The sequence below is a fragment of the Rhizobium sp. L51/94 genome (assembly GCF_019355555.1).
Lineage (GTDB): Bacteria > Pseudomonadota > Alphaproteobacteria > Rhizobiales > Rhizobiaceae > Rhizobium > Rhizobium rhododendri.
In genome coordinates this window covers 3280312-3294135 of record NZ_CP072141.1, presented here as the reverse complement: position 1 = coordinate 3294135, position 13824 = coordinate 3280312, and the positions used below count along the sequence as shown (strand labels likewise).

The following is a 13824-nucleotide window of genomic DNA, read 5'->3' as shown; positions in this document are numbered from 1 at the left end:
GCTATTGCCCCAGCCGTTCCAGCAGATCCGGAACGTGGACCTGATCGGATTTGTAGTTGCCGGTCAGCATATACATCATGATGTTGACGCCGGTTCTGAAGGCATATTCTCGCTGCATGTCGTCCTGCGGCACCGTTGGCAGCAACGGTGTGCCGTTGTCGTCGACAGCCCAGGCGCCGGCAAAATCGTTGCCGGTGATGATGATAGGTGTCACGCCGTCCGATGTGGCTGCCTGCTTGGTACCGGTGTCGGCGCGGTTGTCCTGATGGGATTCGATCCACAGCGGGCTGCCGGTGTAGCGCCCCGGAAAACTCGACAGCAGATAAAAGGATTTCGTCAGCACGTGCTTGGCGGGAACGGGCTCGAGTGGCGGTATGTCGAGATTGGCAAGGATCGCCTGCAGCCGTTCGCCGTTCGGGCCGGGAGCCGAATTGTCGCCGACGGAACTCAATGCATCGCGCGTGTCGAACAGCACCGTGCCGCCGGAGCGCATGTAGGCGTCGATGCGGTTCATCGTAGCAGTGCTGGGCATCGGTGCGGTCGAGGTCACCGGCCAGTAGAGCAGGGGGAAGAGCGCCAGTTCGTCCTTGGCGGGATCAACGCCGACAGGCGGTCCGGGTTCGAGCGTCGTGCGGTAGGTGAGGAAGTCGGTGAGGCCCGCAAGTCCCCGCTCGGAAATCCGATCGACTTCGTCCTCGCCGGTAACGATATAGGCCAGATGCGTCTTGTCGAGCCGTGACAGGATGACGTCGTCGCCGGGCCTCGCATCGTCGGCGCGCATGTCGACCGGGTGCAGGAAAGCCGCCGTGGATAAGGCGATGGCGAGAATTGCGGCGGTCTTTGCGGCTGAGCGAGATAGCCGCCGGATGCCGCTGAAGGCGCCGTTCATGAACAGCACGGCAACGCTGTCGGTGAGCAGCAGCAGGAGGGCGATGGTGAACAGCACCGGCTTGGCGGACCATGCCTGTCCGCCGATCAATCCTTCTCGCTGCACCACCATGGAAGCGGATGCGTCGAGAGGCTTCAGTTCGGCGCCCTCGGGCAGGACATTCAATGCGGTAAATCCTTCTTCCGAGCCGTAGAGACCCGGCGGGTTGTCGAAGCTTGCGAGCAGAGGCCCCTTCTTGCCGGTGTCGAGGGGCCGGGCACTGCCGGTCTCACCGTTCAGCGCACCCTTGGCCGTCAGAAGCCGATACGGCGGCAGCGTACCGGCGGATGATTTGGCGGAGCCATCGGCGGCAGTGACGCCGCCGGAGCGGGACATCTGCACGATACGGCGCAGCATCTCGACGAAATCGCCGGAAATCGGCAGATCCGACCACGACGCCTCGGCGCTGACATGAAATAGCACGATGCGGCCGGCGGAGACGTTTTTCTCGGTGACCAGCGGTGTTCCATCGGCAAGGCTTGCCCATGTCCGCTCGGCCAGATCTGGCGTCGGCTCAGCCAGAACCTGACGCTTGACCAGCACGTTTGATGGTTTTGGCATGCCGGCAAACGGCCCGAAAGCCGGAAAGTCGGCGAGCGGTTGCGGCTCGGCCCAGGACATGGCGCCGCCCAGCGCCCGCTCGCCCTGGCGCAGGATCACAGGCACGAGCGGATCGTCGGCGGGTGCTGCAGCAAGGCGCGGACCGGCGAAACGGATCAACGTCCCGCCATTGGCGATCCAGCGCTGCATCGGGGCATAGGCATCTGCCGGCAGGCGGCCGATGTCGGCCATGATGATGACAGACGGATTGCCAGCCAACAGCTCGGTGATCGATTTCGCCAGATCGTCTGCTTCCGGATTGACGAGGTCGGCGAAAGGCGAAAGTGCCTTCTGGATATAGTAGAGCGGCGAAAGCAACGGCTGGAACTCGTCGACGGCCTGGCCGGAGAGCAGGGCAACGCGGCGACGCTTGAAGCCGTCGTCGAGGAGATGAACCGAGCCTGCGGTCGTGTGTCCATCGATGCTGACCCGGGCAAAGTCGTTGCGCATCTCGAAGGGCGCGGTGATCGTGCCCGATGCGACCGATTGGCCAGCGGTAAAGGCGAGCTTGCCGGCAGCGATCGGGCGCCCCTGGGCGTCTTGCGCGCTGAGCGTGAAACCGGCGGGGCCGGCGCTGTCGAGGCGGCTCGCGGTGACGGTCATGGCGTCGGCGGCGTTGGCGGCCTTGGTCAGGACGATGGCTTCACTGGCATCGCCCTCCAGCAGGCGCAGGTCTGCGGGAGCCAAGGACGCAAGCTGCTGAACCGTATCGTCTCTATCTGAAGCAGCAATCCCGTCGGACAGGAAAACGAGCGTGCCGGGTTTGGCGCCACCGAGAGCCGACTTCAGGGCCTGTACGGCGCGGGGGCGATCCGGCACCAGCGGCATAGGGGCTGCGGCATGTAATTTGTCGCGCGCTGCCATCGCGGTGCCGGGGATGGCATCGTTGGTCTGGTTGGCGGTGAACGCGATGACGACGGGCGTCTCGCTGGCATCGGCATCGCCGATCAGCGCGTCGGCGGTCTGCACGCGACGATCCCAATCGGCAGCGCTCGCCCAGCTGTTGTCGATCAGCAGAACGAGAGGTCCCGCCTTGGAAAGGGTGTTGGTGCGCGGATTGAAGACGGGATCGGCGATTGCAAGGATCACGGCCGCCGCCATCAGCATACGCAGCAGCGTCAGCCACCACGGGCTGTTGGCCGGGGTTTCCTCTCGTCTGAGCACCTTGGCCAGGATCTTCAGGGGCGGAAAGACTTCTATCTGCGGGCGCGGCGGCGTCATGCGCAGCAGCCACCATATCGCCGGCAGGGCGATCAGAGCTGCCAGCATCGCCGGATAGGCAAAGCCCAGCGCGCTCACAACTGACCACCATGGGTGGCTCTGGTGGGCATGCCGGACAGGTAGGTGTGCACGGCGACAAGCGCCTCGGAGGCGAGGTGGTCGGTGCGGTGGGTGACGAACGTCCAGCCGAGGTGGCGCAGCGTCTCTCCGAGGCTGTCTCGACGCGCCAGGTAGGCACGCTGGTAATCCTCGCGGATGGTCTCGGCGCGGCCGGCCACCAGCTTTTCGCCGGTTTCCGGATCGGTGAACTCGGTGCGGCCGCTATAGGGAAAGGTTTCCTCGGCAGGGTCGGCGATCTCGACCACATGGCCGCGCAATCCGCGCCGGGCAAGAGGGCCGAGACGGGCCATGATGCTATCGGCATCGTCGAGGAGATCGCCGATCAGCACGACGTCGCTCCAGCCGCGGATCATCGCCGTCTGCGGCAGGCCACCGCCCAGCGGCGCGTGCATCAGCGCCGTTGCCAGTCTTTCGGCAGCGTTGCGGGCGGAAATCGGTTCCATGATGCCGGGGCAGCCGATACGCTCGCCGGAGCGGGCGAGGATTTCCGCCAGTGCCAGCATGACGACCAGCGCCCGGCTTTCCTTGGAGACATGACCAAGCGACGACCTGAACATCATCGACGGCGACATGTCGGCCCAGAGCCATATGGTGTGCGCCGCTTCCCATTCATGGTCACGGATATAGGTATGGTCATCGCGGGCCGAGCGCCGCCAGTCGATGCGCGACAGGCTCTCACCATCGCTGTAGGGGCGGAACTGCCAGAAATTCTCGCCGATACCGCGCTTGCGGCGGCCATGCCAGCCGGCAATCACGGTGTTGGCGATGCGTTTCGCCTCGACCAGGCAATCGGGGACGAGAGCTGCCCGTTGCCGGGCGCGGGAAAGGGCATCACTGCCGGATGTCGGATTGACGATCTGTCCGATGGATGCCACGCGGCGCTCTCTCCCTAGGTCCTGGCCTGCTTGACCAAGTCGGAAATGACGTCGCGCACTGACATGCCTTCGGCGCGGGCGACGAACGTCAGCGCCATGCGGTGCTGCAGGATCGGTTCGGCGAGCGCGTGTACATCGTCCAGCGACGGGGCAAGGCGACCCTGGTAGAGGGCGCGGGCGCGGGTGCAGAGCATCATCGCCTGGCCGGCGCGCGGGCCCGGTCCCCAGGCGACGTGCTTGTCTGTTGTGGCATTGCCCTGGCCCGGTCGGGCCGAGCGGACCAGCGACAGGATGGCATCGACGACGCTGTCGCTGATCGGCATCTGGCGGATCAGCTTCTGGATTTCGGACAGCCTGCCGGCATCGATGGCAGCGCCGGCCTTGGCTTCCGACATGCCGGTCGTGTCGAGCAGGATTCTGCGCTCGTCGGCCAATTCCGGATAGCCGACGTCGACCTGCAGCAGAAACCGGTCGAGTTGGGCTTCCGGCAGCGGGTACGTGCCTTCCTGCTCCAGCGGGTTCTGGGTGGCGAGCACATGGAAGGGCGCTGGCAGGTCGTAGCGCTGGCCGGCGATCGTCACATGATATTCCTGCATGGCCTGCAGCAGCGCCGACTGGGTGCGGGGCGAGGCGCGGTTGATTTCGTCTGCCATCAGCAATTGTGCGAAGATGGGGCCTTTGAGGAAGCGGAATGAACGGCGACCAGTGTCGTCCTGGTCCATCACTTCCGAGCCTAGAATGTCCGATGGCATCAGGTCGGGGGTAAACTGTACGCGGCTGGCTCCCAGCCCGAGCACGTCGCCGAGCGTCGTCACCAGCTTGGTCTTGGCGAGGCCGGGAACGCCGACCAGCAGCGCGTGACCGCCGGCCAGAACCGCGAGCACAGTCTTCTCGACGACGCTTTCCTGGCCGAAAATGACCTTCGATACCTGGTCGCGAATTGCGGCGATATCGGCAAGCGCACGCTCTGCAGACGCAATCATGGCCTTGTCGTCGAGGCTAGCCTCTGTCGAATTGATCATGCCCATGTGCATCTCCGGCGGCTGAAAGACGGGTGTGTCGATTCGCAGTTCATACAGATTTGCCCCATACTCAAGAGAATTTATCCCTCACAACAATGCTGACAAGCGCGTCTCGAATGACTATCTCGTGTGACAGCAAGAACTAGCGACGAACCGGGACGGAACAATGGCAGCCGAGGAAATCAGCGCGACGACCGACGCGGCAGGCCTGGCTGCCCTGATTTCGCGCGCCGCCGGAGATGCCGGAGACCACGCCAAGGGGCCTCCACCGGTCGACAAGTGGAACCCGCCCTTCTGCGGCGATCTCGACATGGAAATCCGCAGCGACGGTACCTGGTTCTACATGGGGACGCCGATCGGCCGTGCGCCGCTGGTGCGATTGTTCTCGACGGTGTTGCGCAAGGACGAGGACGGTAAGACCTATCTCGTGACGCCTGTGGAAAAAGTCGGCATCCGCGTCGTCGATGCGCCGTTTCTGGCGGTCGAGATGACGATGACGCAGGTCGACGGCCATCCGCTACTGACATTCCGGACGAACGTTGGGGACGTCGTGGAGGCAGGCGAGGACCATCCGCTGCGCTTTGTCGTGCATGGCGACAACAACGAACTCAAGCCCTATCTGCATGTGCGCGGCCGGCTGGAGGCGCTGGTGTCACGGGCCGTCATGTACGATCTGGTGGCTCTCGGCGAAACGCTCGACATCGACGGCGTCGCGATGTTCTGCGTCCGCTCCGGCGGCGCGACTTTCCCGATCATGCCGGCGCTGACGCTGAATGCCCTGGCAGATGAGTGAGTTTCCGCTTTATTCGGCAGCCGAATTCCGCCGCCGCGCGCTCAACCAGACGGGTAACCCCGTCGAGCTTGCCTGGCGTGAGCACGGCGATCACCTTCTCAACCGAGAGAGAATTCTCGACGTCGAGGGGATGACGCTACGCGACGCCGCGGTGCTGGTGCCGGTCATCGACGAGGGAGACGACGCACGGGTCATCTTTACGCAGCGCACGACAAATCTGCGCAAGCACTCCGGCCAGATCGCCTTTCCGGGCGGCGCCATAGATCCGGAAGATGCGTCGCCGGAGGCTGCCGCGATGCGCGAGGCTGAGGAGGAGATCGGCCTTGCCAATCTGTTTGTCGAACCGGTGGCCCGCTTGCCGCATTATCTAGCTGCGACCGGGTTCCGCATCACGCCGATCCTTGCGGTCGTCAAACCGGGTTTCGAGCTGACGCTGAGCCCGACCGAGGTCGAGGATGCGTTCGAAGTGCCTCTGTCGTTTCTGATGGACCCGACGCACCACATGCGCGACAGCATGGAGTGGAAGGGCAGCGAGCGTCATTTCTACCGCATGCCCTACGGTCAATGGATGATCTGGGGCATTACCGCCGGGATCGTCCGGACATTGTACGAGAGGCTTTACGCATGACGACTGTTGCCGGAGAGACGTGGTTTGCGGATGCGGCGCTCGGACAGGTTCTGGCGCTGCTGAACAGCGACGGCGGCGAGGCGCGCATCGTTGGCGGGGCAGTCCGCAACAGCCTGATGGGGCTCGATGTCGCCGACATCGACATCGCGACGACGCTGCTGCCGGACGCCGTCGTGGCCCGCGCCAAAGCGGCCGGCATCAAGGCCGTACCGACCGGCATAGCGCATGGCACAGTGACGCTGGTGATCGATGGCAAGCCGTTCGAGGTGACGACCTTGCGCCGGGACGTCGAGACCGACGGGCGTCATGCCGAAGTGGCTTTCAGCACGGACTGGCAGGCGGATGCCGAACGCCGCGACCTGACGATCAATGCGCTCTATGCAACGGCTAGCGGCGAGGTCATCGATCTCGTTGGCGGCCTCGCGGACATAGAGACCAGGACCATCCGGTTCATCGGCGAGCCGGCAACGCGGATCGCCGAGGATCATTTACGCATCCTGCGCTTTTTCCGTTTCTTTGCCTTCTATGGCACCGGCCGGCCAGACGCGGCGGGCCTCAGGGCCTGCGCCGGGGCGCGAGGCACACTGGCTTCGCTGTCGGCCGAGCGCATCTGGTCGGAAATGAAGAAGTTGCTGGGAGCACCCGATCCGGGGCGTGCGCTGCTTTGGATGCGGCAGATCAGCGTGCTCACCGATATCCTGCCGGAAACCGAAAAATGGGGCATCGACGCCATCCCGGCGCTTGTCTCCACCGAACGGGCGCTTGGCTGGTCGCCGGATCCATTGCTGCGGCTTGCTTCCATCGTGCCGCCGGATGCCGACAGGCTGGCAAAGCTCGCGATCCGGTTGCGCCTGTCGAAGGCAGAGGCGGCGAGGCTTACCGCATGGGCCGCCGCACCCGTCATCGACGACGAGATCTCTGACGCAGCGTTTCAGAGATTGCTGTACGGCCATGGAACAGAGGGTATCCGCACCAAGTTGAAGCTCGCGCTTGCTGTGGCGCGGGGCAAGGCGGAGGGCGACTTCGCCGAGATGGCGCGAACGGCACGCATCGGCAAGCTGCTGGACCGCGCAGGCGGCTGGCAGAAACCGGTCTTTCCTCTCAGCGGAGCCGATGCGTTGAAAGCAGGAATTGCTGCCGGCCCGCGCGTGGGCGAGGTGCTGGGCGATCTTGAACGCCAGTGGGTCGAAGAGAATTTTGCGACCGACAAGGCGACCCTGCTGTCGCGGCTGCGAGAAATGGTCTGATTTTCAGGGCAGCCTCCGCTTCACTGCGGAAGCTGCGCCCGATGATGGTGTCACAGCCCGCTCAGCCTATTCAGGCATTGCCCAGGCTTTGAAAAGCTCCGACGTCTGGTGGCGGTGGGCGACGGAGCGCCTGGCGATGCGGTCCTGCGGAATACGGGATACATCGTTGGCCGGCCGGCCTTTCAGTTGCATCTTCACCTGCTCGATGAAGCAGGACAAAGGCAGATCGGAGCCGCTTCGGATGCGCTGGTCCTCCGCCAGCCTCCTGATAAAATCAGGAGTGTCCATCGCACTCGCTGTGGTCGGGGTAGGGGCTGCACTGCTCTTCGTAGACATGACAATCCTCCTCTGACTGTACCATGTTCAAGTTAAAGTAGTAGCAACGCGTTACTTTGTAAGACCCTCACGTTTTGTTGACATCAGGGCCAACGAACCACGGGCGGCAGGGACGACAGGATAGACTCTACATTGCCGCCGGTCTTCAGGCCGAAGATCGTGCCGCGGTCGTACAGAAGATTGAACTCGACATAGCGTCCGCGGCGAATCAATTGTTCGTCCCGGTCCTGCTCTGTCCACTGCTTGTTGAAGTTCGACCTTACAATCCGCGGGTAGACCATCGAAAACGCCCTTCCGACATCGCGCGTGAAGGTAAAGTCGGCCTCCCAGCCGCCGTCCTCCTCGCTCGAATGAAGCCAGTCGTAGAAAATCCCGCCGATGCCGCGTGATTCGTTTCGGTGCTTCAGGAAGAAATACTCCTCGCACCAGGCTTTATAGCGTGGATAGTCTGCAACCTTATGACGGCCGCAGGCGATCTCCATGGCACGATGGAAAAGCTGGCTATCGGGATCTTCCTGTGTTCGCCGGTTATCAAGGACGGGTGTCAAGTCGGCGCCGCCGCCGAACCAGCGGCTGGTCGTGACCACCATGCGGGTGTTCATGTGCACGGCCGGCACGTTGGGATTGACGGGATGGGCGATGAGCGAGATGCCGGAGGCCCAGAAGCGCGGATCCTCATTGGCACCAGGGATCTGGCTGCGAAAATCGGGGGCAAACTCGCCGTGCACGGTAGAGGTGTGGACGCCGACCTTCTCGAAAACGCGGCCTTCCATCATCGACATCCTGCCGCCGCCGCCATCGCTTTCGCGCTGCCAGTCCTTGGCAACGAAGCGGCCCGGTTCCTGGTCGGCAAGCGGGCCAGTCAACTCGTCTTCCAGCGCCTCGAATTCCGCGCAGATCGTGTCGCGCAGGCTTTCAAACCAGCCGCGCGCAGCAAGCTTCTTGTCCTCGATGTCGTCAGGCAATCCGGTTGGAAGCTGTGGTCTTTCCATAAGTATCTCCGGTGCCATGTGTGCAGCGGCCACGACTCGCACGGCCTTCAAAATCGGTTTTTGCATAACAGCAAAGCAAGGTGGCAGCCAGCATCCCCCGCTTGAACACCGGCATAATCGACTCGCAAAATGAACCGTCTGGTATTATCTTGGGCGCAAAGGCAAGGTTTATCATGAAGATTACGGGATCGCCGCCCCTTGATGGGCTCAAGCGCCAGATCGACCGCCACCGCCGCAGCAAGCTTGCCGGCGGCAAGGGAGATTTCGTGCGCGAAACCTATTGCCTCAGCCGCCCCGACGCGCGCGAAAAAGCCCGCCAATGGTTCGACGATTTTCCGAAGGCTGCCTACTGGACGGAAGTCGAAAGCTGGCGACAGGTCGAGGGCGACCGCATCGAATTCACCATGCGCCGCCTGCCGACCGCAGACTGATCGCTTTTTTGCGCCGGCGTTTGACGCTCATTCGTTAGTACCGATTTCCAGGCTCATCCCGCTAGCTATCACTCAGCTGCGTTCAGCAAGCGGCTTTCGATCAGCAGGCCGCTTTCATCGAGGATGGGGTGGGCGACGGAGACGATGTGGGCATTGATCCGCTTGAGGTCGCGCAGCATGTCCAGATGCAGCGAACTGGTCTGCAGGCTGTCCATTCGACCGTCACGCAGCCGGGCGATATGGCGATCCGAAGACTGCTTCTCGAGCCGGCGGACATCGACCTTCACTTCCATCATTTGGCGGGCGAGATTGAAATCGCGCGTCACGAGGATCGTCTGGGCTACCCTCAGATTGTCGATGGTCATGGTGAACAGGCGCTGCAGCTCGGCAAAGCCGTCGTCGGAAAAGGCGAGGCCGTGGGCGATCTTCTTTGCCACCTGCTCCGAAAGGCCTTTCTCGATGATATCGCCGATATGTTCGAGATTGATGGCGTAGTCGATGATGACGATCGATCGGCGGCTGGTTTCCTCGTCGAGCCCGCCACGGCCGAGCCTGGAGAGGTAGACCTTGACTTCCTGCTGCAGCCGGTCGACGCGCTTTTCCAGCAGCGGGATTTCCTTCAACGATGCCAGGTCGTTGTTATCGAATGCGGTCTGCGTGCGGATCAACATGCGTTCGATGAGATCGCCGACGGCCAGAACTTCGCGGGTTGCGCTGGCGACGGCAACCACAGGCGTGCCGAGAGCCTGTTCGTCGAGGAACCTCGGGCTGTCATCGGTCGCGGCATCGGCAGGCACCAGCCGCAGCATCAGCCTTGAAATCAGGGGAGAAAACGGCCAGGCGAGGGCGGCAAGCGCGATGTTGAACATCAGATGCGCGTCGACGGGCAGTTTTGCGGGCACAAAGCCGAGGCCTTGCAGAAGGGCGCCAGCGTGGCCGGCCAATGGCATGGCAATGGCGCAGCCGATGGCACGCACGATGAGGTTGCCAAGCGTCACGCGGCGGGCGGTTGCGGGACCGGACATGGTCGCGACGACGGGCGGAACGGCGCCGCCAAGGTTGGCGCCGAGCACCAGGACAATGGAGAGAGCGGGCGACAGGATGCCGGTGGAGGCGAGCGACAGGATCAGCACGACAACGGCAAGGCTGGACGACGAGATGAAGGCGAGGGCGGCCGAGAAGATCAACGCGACCGGCAGGGCGCCGTCGAGCAGGCCGATGAAGGCGGCAAGCGCCTGGGATTCGCGGATCGGTGCCGTTGCCATGCTCAGTAGCTGCAGCGACAGCAGCATCAGGCCGATGCCGATCAGCGCCGTGCCTGCGCCCTGCTGATTGCTCGACGAGCGGCGGTAGAGGACGATGCCGATCAGTATGATCAGCGGCGACAGCCATTCGATGCCGGTTGCCACGATCCATGCGGTCACGGCGGTGCCGACATTGGCGCCGAGCAGCACGATCTGTGCCATGGACGGGATCACCAGGTCACGTTCGACGAAAGACGCGACCATTAGCGCGGTCGCGGTCGAACTCTGCAGCGCGATCGTCGCGACGAAGCCGGAGACGAAGGAACGGCCGCTGCTGCGTGTCCCGGTCGCCAGCCCGGTCCGCAGGCGGGCACCGAAAGCGCGGGTGACGCCGTCCTTTACCTGCGACAGGCCGAACAGCAGCAATGCCACTGCGCCGAACAGGTTGATCATGACCGTGGTTGAGTCCATTTTTCGCGGGATTTCCTTCTCATGCCGTAGGGTTCCGGCATCGACCGGAGACTGAAAAGGCACGTAATTTCAGCGCTGGAAAGAGCCGCACCCGGCAAAGTTTGCTCGTCGGCTAACTATTATATGGACAAAACCCGCTGCAAATCAACGCTTGTAGCGACATCTAAAGGTCAAATTTGCGTCACTGGTGACAGCGCGCCCTCAGGCCCAGCGTGTCTGGCGCAACGCCTCGCCCGCGATCATTGCCGCCGACATCGCAACATTGATGGACCGCTGGCCCTCTACCATCGGGATGAGGATGCGACCATCGGCTCCCTCGTGGACCGCATCCGGAACGCCGGCGCTTTCCCGACCGAACAGCAGGATGTCGTCGGAGTGGAAGACGAAATCGGTGTAGCGGTCCGCGGCCTTCGTCGAGGCAAGGATCAGGCGGCGCCCGGTGCCGCGTCGCCAGGCTTCGAAATGCGTCCAGCTGATATGACGGGTCAGGGAGACCGCGGCGAGATAGTCCATGCCGGCGCGCTTGAGGTTGCGGTCGGAGATGTCGAAGCCGGCGGGCTCTATGATGTCGACGGCAAGATCGAGACAGGCGGCAAGCCGTAGGATCGTGCCGGTGTTGCCGGCGATATCCGGCTGGTAGAGGGCGATGTGCAGGGCGGTCATGGCTCCTCGACTATCCGATCGGCAGCAAAACCCGCAACTGAAATGTGCGGTCATCAACGTCTCTGATGAGTCCCATTGCAAGTTCTGCATGTTCGCGCCGTCTTAGGGGCTTTTGCAGCCGTCGCTTTTGCGATAAAAGACGCCTTGTTCACAACGCAAACCAGCAGGAGGCGCTAATGGATCGATTTTTGGCTGTTCGTCTCCCGGTGCGTACGCCGGTGTTTCATCCGGTTGTCTCCGTCAGGATCTGACGACTTTCTCCCTTTCTGAACCATCGCGCGGCTGATACGGCCTCGTTCTTTCCGCGACCGCTCCCATATGACGCTGCGAAACCATTGGACGCAGCGGCGGGATGCGGCTTCGACGTTTCTGGAGCATTTTATGTTTGGCTGGTTTGAACGGCGTCTGAACCCATTCCCGAGCGAGGAACCCAGTGTTCCGCCGCACGGGCTGTTTGCTTTCTGTTGGCACTACACAAAGCCTGCAGCCCCCTGGCTTGCCGCCATGGGCGTCCTGACGATGCTGATCGCCATCGGCGAGGTCACGCTTTTCCGGTTTCTTGGCCAGATCGTCGACTGGCTGTCGCATGCCGACAAGGCAACGTTCCTGCAGACGGAAGGCGCCACGCTTTTCTGGATGGCGGCGATGGTGCTCGTAGGCCTGCCGGTCGCAGCCGTGCTGGACTCCATCATCATGCACCAGGTGTTGCTCGGCAACTATCCGATGATCGCCAGGTGGCAGATGCACCGGTTCCTGCTGCGCCACAGCATGACGTTCTTTGCCAACGAATTTGCCGGACGCGTTTCCACCAAAGTGATGCAGACGTCGCTTGCCGTGCGCGAAACGGTGATGAAGCTGCTCGACGTTTTCGTCTATGTCGTCACTTACATCATCACGATGATCGTCATCGTCGGAACAGCGGACTGGCGGCTGCTGCTGCCGCTGCTGGTCTGGCTGGCGATCTACATCGGCATCGTCAGCTTCTTTGTCCCGAAGCTGCGCAAGATCGCCGCGACGCAGGCCGACGCGCGCTCGACCATGACCGGTCGTGTCGTCGACAGCTACACCAATATCGCGACCGTCAAGCTGTTCTCCCATGCCGGCCGCGAGGAGTCCTATGCCAAGGCGGGCATGGATCTGTTCCTGCAGACGGTTTACGGGCAGATGCGCTACGTCAGCCTCTTCCAGGCATCGGTCTACATCAACAACTGCGTGGCACTCTTCGTCATCTCGGCGATTTCCATATGGTTCTGGCTGAACGGCGCCATCGAGGTCGGCTCGATCGCGATCGCCATCGGCCTGGCGATGCGCGTCAACGGCATGTCGCAGTGGATCATGTGGGAAGTCTCGGCGCTGTTCGAGAATATCGGCACGGTCTATGACGGCATGGAGATGATGACCAAGAAGCACGACATCATCGACCGGCCTTCGGCTCCGACGCTGGTGGCGCAGAAGGGCGCAATCCGCTTCGATCATATCCGCTTTCATTACGGCAAGGCGAAGGGTGTGATCGAGGATCTGACGCTGGATATCCATGCCGGCGAGAAGATCGGCCTTGTCGGGCGCTCCGGCGCAGGCAAGACGACGCTGATGAACCTGCTGCTGCGCTTCTACGAACTGGAGTCCGGGAAGATCACCATCGACGGGCAGGATATCGCCGGCGTGACGCAGGAGAGCCTGCGTGCGCTGATCGGCGTGGTGACGCAGGATACGTCGCTGCTGCACCGCTCCATCCGCGATAACATCGCCTACGGTCGCCCGGATGCCACCGACGCTGAGATCATTGAGGCGACCAAGCGTGCCAATGCATGGGAGTTCATCGAGAACCTCGTCGACTTGAACGGCCGCAGGGGTCTCGATGCGCAGGTCGGCGAGCGTGGCGTCAAGCTCTCCGGCGGCCAACGTCAGCGGGTGGCGATTGCCCGGGTGTTCCTCAAGGATGCACCGATCCTGATCCTCGACGAGGCGACCTCGGCACTCGATTCCGAAGTCGAGGCGGCCATCCAGGAGAACCTGTTCGCGCTGATGCAGGGCAAGACGGTCATCGCCATCGCCCACCGGCTGTCGACGCTGACGGAGATGGATCGGGTCGTGGTTCTCGACAAGGGCAAGCTGATCGAGACCGGCAGCCATGCCGACCTGATCACCCGGGGCGGCATCTACGCCGATCTCTGGAACCGCCAGTCCGGCGGCTTCCTCGCCGACCATTCGACGGAAGCGGCTGCGGAATAGGCGCGGTAACGACAAGGCAGC

At 62.8% G+C, this 13824-nt stretch carries 12 protein-coding genes; 5 read left to right on the top strand and 7 right to left on the bottom strand.

What is annotated here, in order from left to right; all coding sequences use genetic code 11:
• Window position 1 precedes the first annotated feature (1 nt).
• Genes J5274_RS16055 through J5274_RS16045 form a run of 3 tightly spaced genes read right to left on the bottom strand, consistent with a single transcriptional unit; the run spans window position 2 to window position 4772 of the window.
• On the bottom strand, window positions 2-2827 hold the full coding sequence (locus tag J5274_RS16055; protein WP_142823361.1) for a DUF4159 domain-containing protein: 2826 nt from the start codon (window positions 2825-2827) through the stop codon (window positions 2-4).
• Window positions 2824-3744, bottom strand: coding sequence for a DUF58 domain-containing protein (locus J5274_RS16050; RefSeq protein ID WP_142823360.1), 921 nt, complete (start codon window positions 3742-3744; stop codon window positions 2824-2826). Before J5274_RS16050 ends, J5274_RS16055 begins: the two co-directional genes overlap by 4 nt.
• A 14-nt stretch (window positions 3745-3758) precedes the next feature.
• Entirely contained in the window at window positions 3759-4772 is a 1014-nt protein-coding gene (locus J5274_RS16045; protein WP_142823359.1) for a MoxR family ATPase, read from the bottom strand.
• Between the two features lie 160 nt (window positions 4773-4932).
• Here J5274_RS16045 and J5274_RS16040 point away from each other — a divergent pair, with 160 nt between their 5' ends.
• The 3 genes from J5274_RS16040 to J5274_RS16030 are packed head-to-tail and all read left to right on the top strand — an operon-like array spanning window position 4933 to window position 7434.
• Complete coding sequence (locus J5274_RS16040; RefSeq protein ID WP_142823358.1) at window positions 4933-5559, top strand: DUF1285 domain-containing protein; 627 nt, start codon at window positions 4933-4935, stop codon at window positions 5557-5559.
• Window positions 5552-6187 (top strand): CoA pyrophosphatase, encoded by a 636-nt coding sequence (locus J5274_RS16035; RefSeq protein ID WP_142823357.1) that lies wholly within the window; start codon window positions 5552-5554, stop codon window positions 6185-6187. Before J5274_RS16040 ends, J5274_RS16035 begins: the two co-directional genes overlap by 8 nt.
• Window positions 6184-7434, top strand: a complete 1251-nt coding sequence (locus J5274_RS16030) for a CCA tRNA nucleotidyltransferase (RefSeq protein WP_142823356.1) — start codon at window positions 6184-6186, stop codon at window positions 7432-7434. Before J5274_RS16035 ends, J5274_RS16030 begins: the two co-directional genes overlap by 4 nt.
• Before the next feature lie 66 nt (window positions 7435-7500).
• Here the strand turns inward: J5274_RS16030 and J5274_RS16025 are convergent, their stop codons facing one another.
• Window positions 7501-7770 carry a hypothetical protein gene (locus J5274_RS16025; protein WP_111222682.1) on the bottom strand — a complete coding sequence of 90 codons (270 nt, stop codon included), beginning with the start codon at window positions 7768-7770 and terminating at the stop codon, window positions 7501-7503.
• A gap of 83 nt (window positions 7771-7853) precedes the next feature.
• Window positions 7854-8762: an oxygen-dependent coproporphyrinogen oxidase gene (hemF, locus tag J5274_RS16020; RefSeq protein ID WP_142823355.1), complete on the bottom strand. Its 909-nt coding sequence runs from the start codon at window positions 8760-8762 to the stop codon at window positions 7854-7856.
• Between the two features lie 173 nt (window positions 8763-8935).
• Here hemF and J5274_RS16015 point away from each other — a divergent pair, with 173 nt between their 5' ends.
• On the top strand, window positions 8936-9193 hold the full coding sequence (locus J5274_RS16015; protein WP_142823354.1) for a hypothetical protein: 258 nt from the start codon (window positions 8936-8938) through the stop codon (window positions 9191-9193).
• Between the two features lie 68 nt (window positions 9194-9261).
• On the opposite strand, the gene J5274_RS16010 is transcribed toward J5274_RS16015, so the two are convergent.
• Together J5274_RS16010 and J5274_RS16005 are read right to left on the bottom strand one after the other, a co-directional pair.
• Entirely contained in the window at window positions 9262-10908 is a 1647-nt protein-coding gene (locus tag J5274_RS16010; protein ID WP_142823353.1) for a Na/Pi cotransporter family protein, read from the bottom strand.
• A gap of 201 nt (window positions 10909-11109) precedes the next feature.
• Entirely contained in the window at window positions 11110-11571 is a 462-nt protein-coding gene (locus J5274_RS16005; protein WP_142823352.1) for a tRNA (cytidine(34)-2'-O)-methyltransferase, read from the bottom strand.
• A gap of 381 nt (window positions 11572-11952) precedes the next feature.
• On the opposite strand from J5274_RS16005, the gene J5274_RS16000 reads away from it, so the two are divergent.
• On the top strand, window positions 11953-13803 hold the full coding sequence (locus tag J5274_RS16000; protein ID WP_142823351.1) for an ABC transporter ATP-binding protein: 1851 nt from the start codon (window positions 11953-11955) through the stop codon (window positions 13801-13803).
• The last annotated feature ends 21 nt before the right edge of the window (window positions 13804-13824 follow it).

Excerpts from the sequence above, each read along its gene's own strand:
- J5274_RS16045 (WP_142823359.1), bottom strand. The coding sequence starts at position 4,772 with ATGGGCATGATCAATTCGACAGAGGCTAGCCTCGACGACAAGGCCATG.
- J5274_RS16040 (WP_142823358.1), top strand. The coding sequence starts at position 4,933 with ATGGCAGCCGAGGAAATCAGCGCGACGACCGACGCGGCAGGCCTGGCT.
- J5274_RS16035 (WP_142823357.1), top strand. The coding sequence starts at position 5,552 with ATGAGTGAGTTTCCGCTTTATTCGGCAGCCGAATTCCGCCGCCGCGCG.
- J5274_RS16030 (WP_142823356.1), top strand. The coding sequence starts at position 6,184 with ATGACGACTGTTGCCGGAGAGACGTGGTTTGCGGATGCGGCGCTCGGA.
- J5274_RS16025 (WP_111222682.1), bottom strand. The coding sequence starts at position 7,770 with ATGTCTACGAAGAGCAGTGCAGCCCCTACCCCGACCACAGCGAGTGCG.
- hemF (WP_142823355.1), bottom strand. The coding sequence starts at position 8,762 with ATGGAAAGACCACAGCTTCCAACCGGATTGCCTGACGACATCGAGGAC.
- J5274_RS16015 (WP_142823354.1), top strand. The coding sequence starts at position 8,936 with ATGAAGATTACGGGATCGCCGCCCCTTGATGGGCTCAAGCGCCAGATC.
- J5274_RS16010 (WP_142823353.1), bottom strand. The coding sequence starts at position 10,908 with ATGGACTCAACCACGGTCATGATCAACCTGTTCGGCGCAGTGGCATTG.
- J5274_RS16005 (WP_142823352.1), bottom strand. The coding sequence starts at position 11,571 with ATGACCGCCCTGCACATCGCCCTCTACCAGCCGGATATCGCCGGCAAC.
- J5274_RS16000 (WP_142823351.1), top strand. The coding sequence starts at position 11,953 with ATGTTTGGCTGGTTTGAACGGCGTCTGAACCCATTCCCGAGCGAGGAA.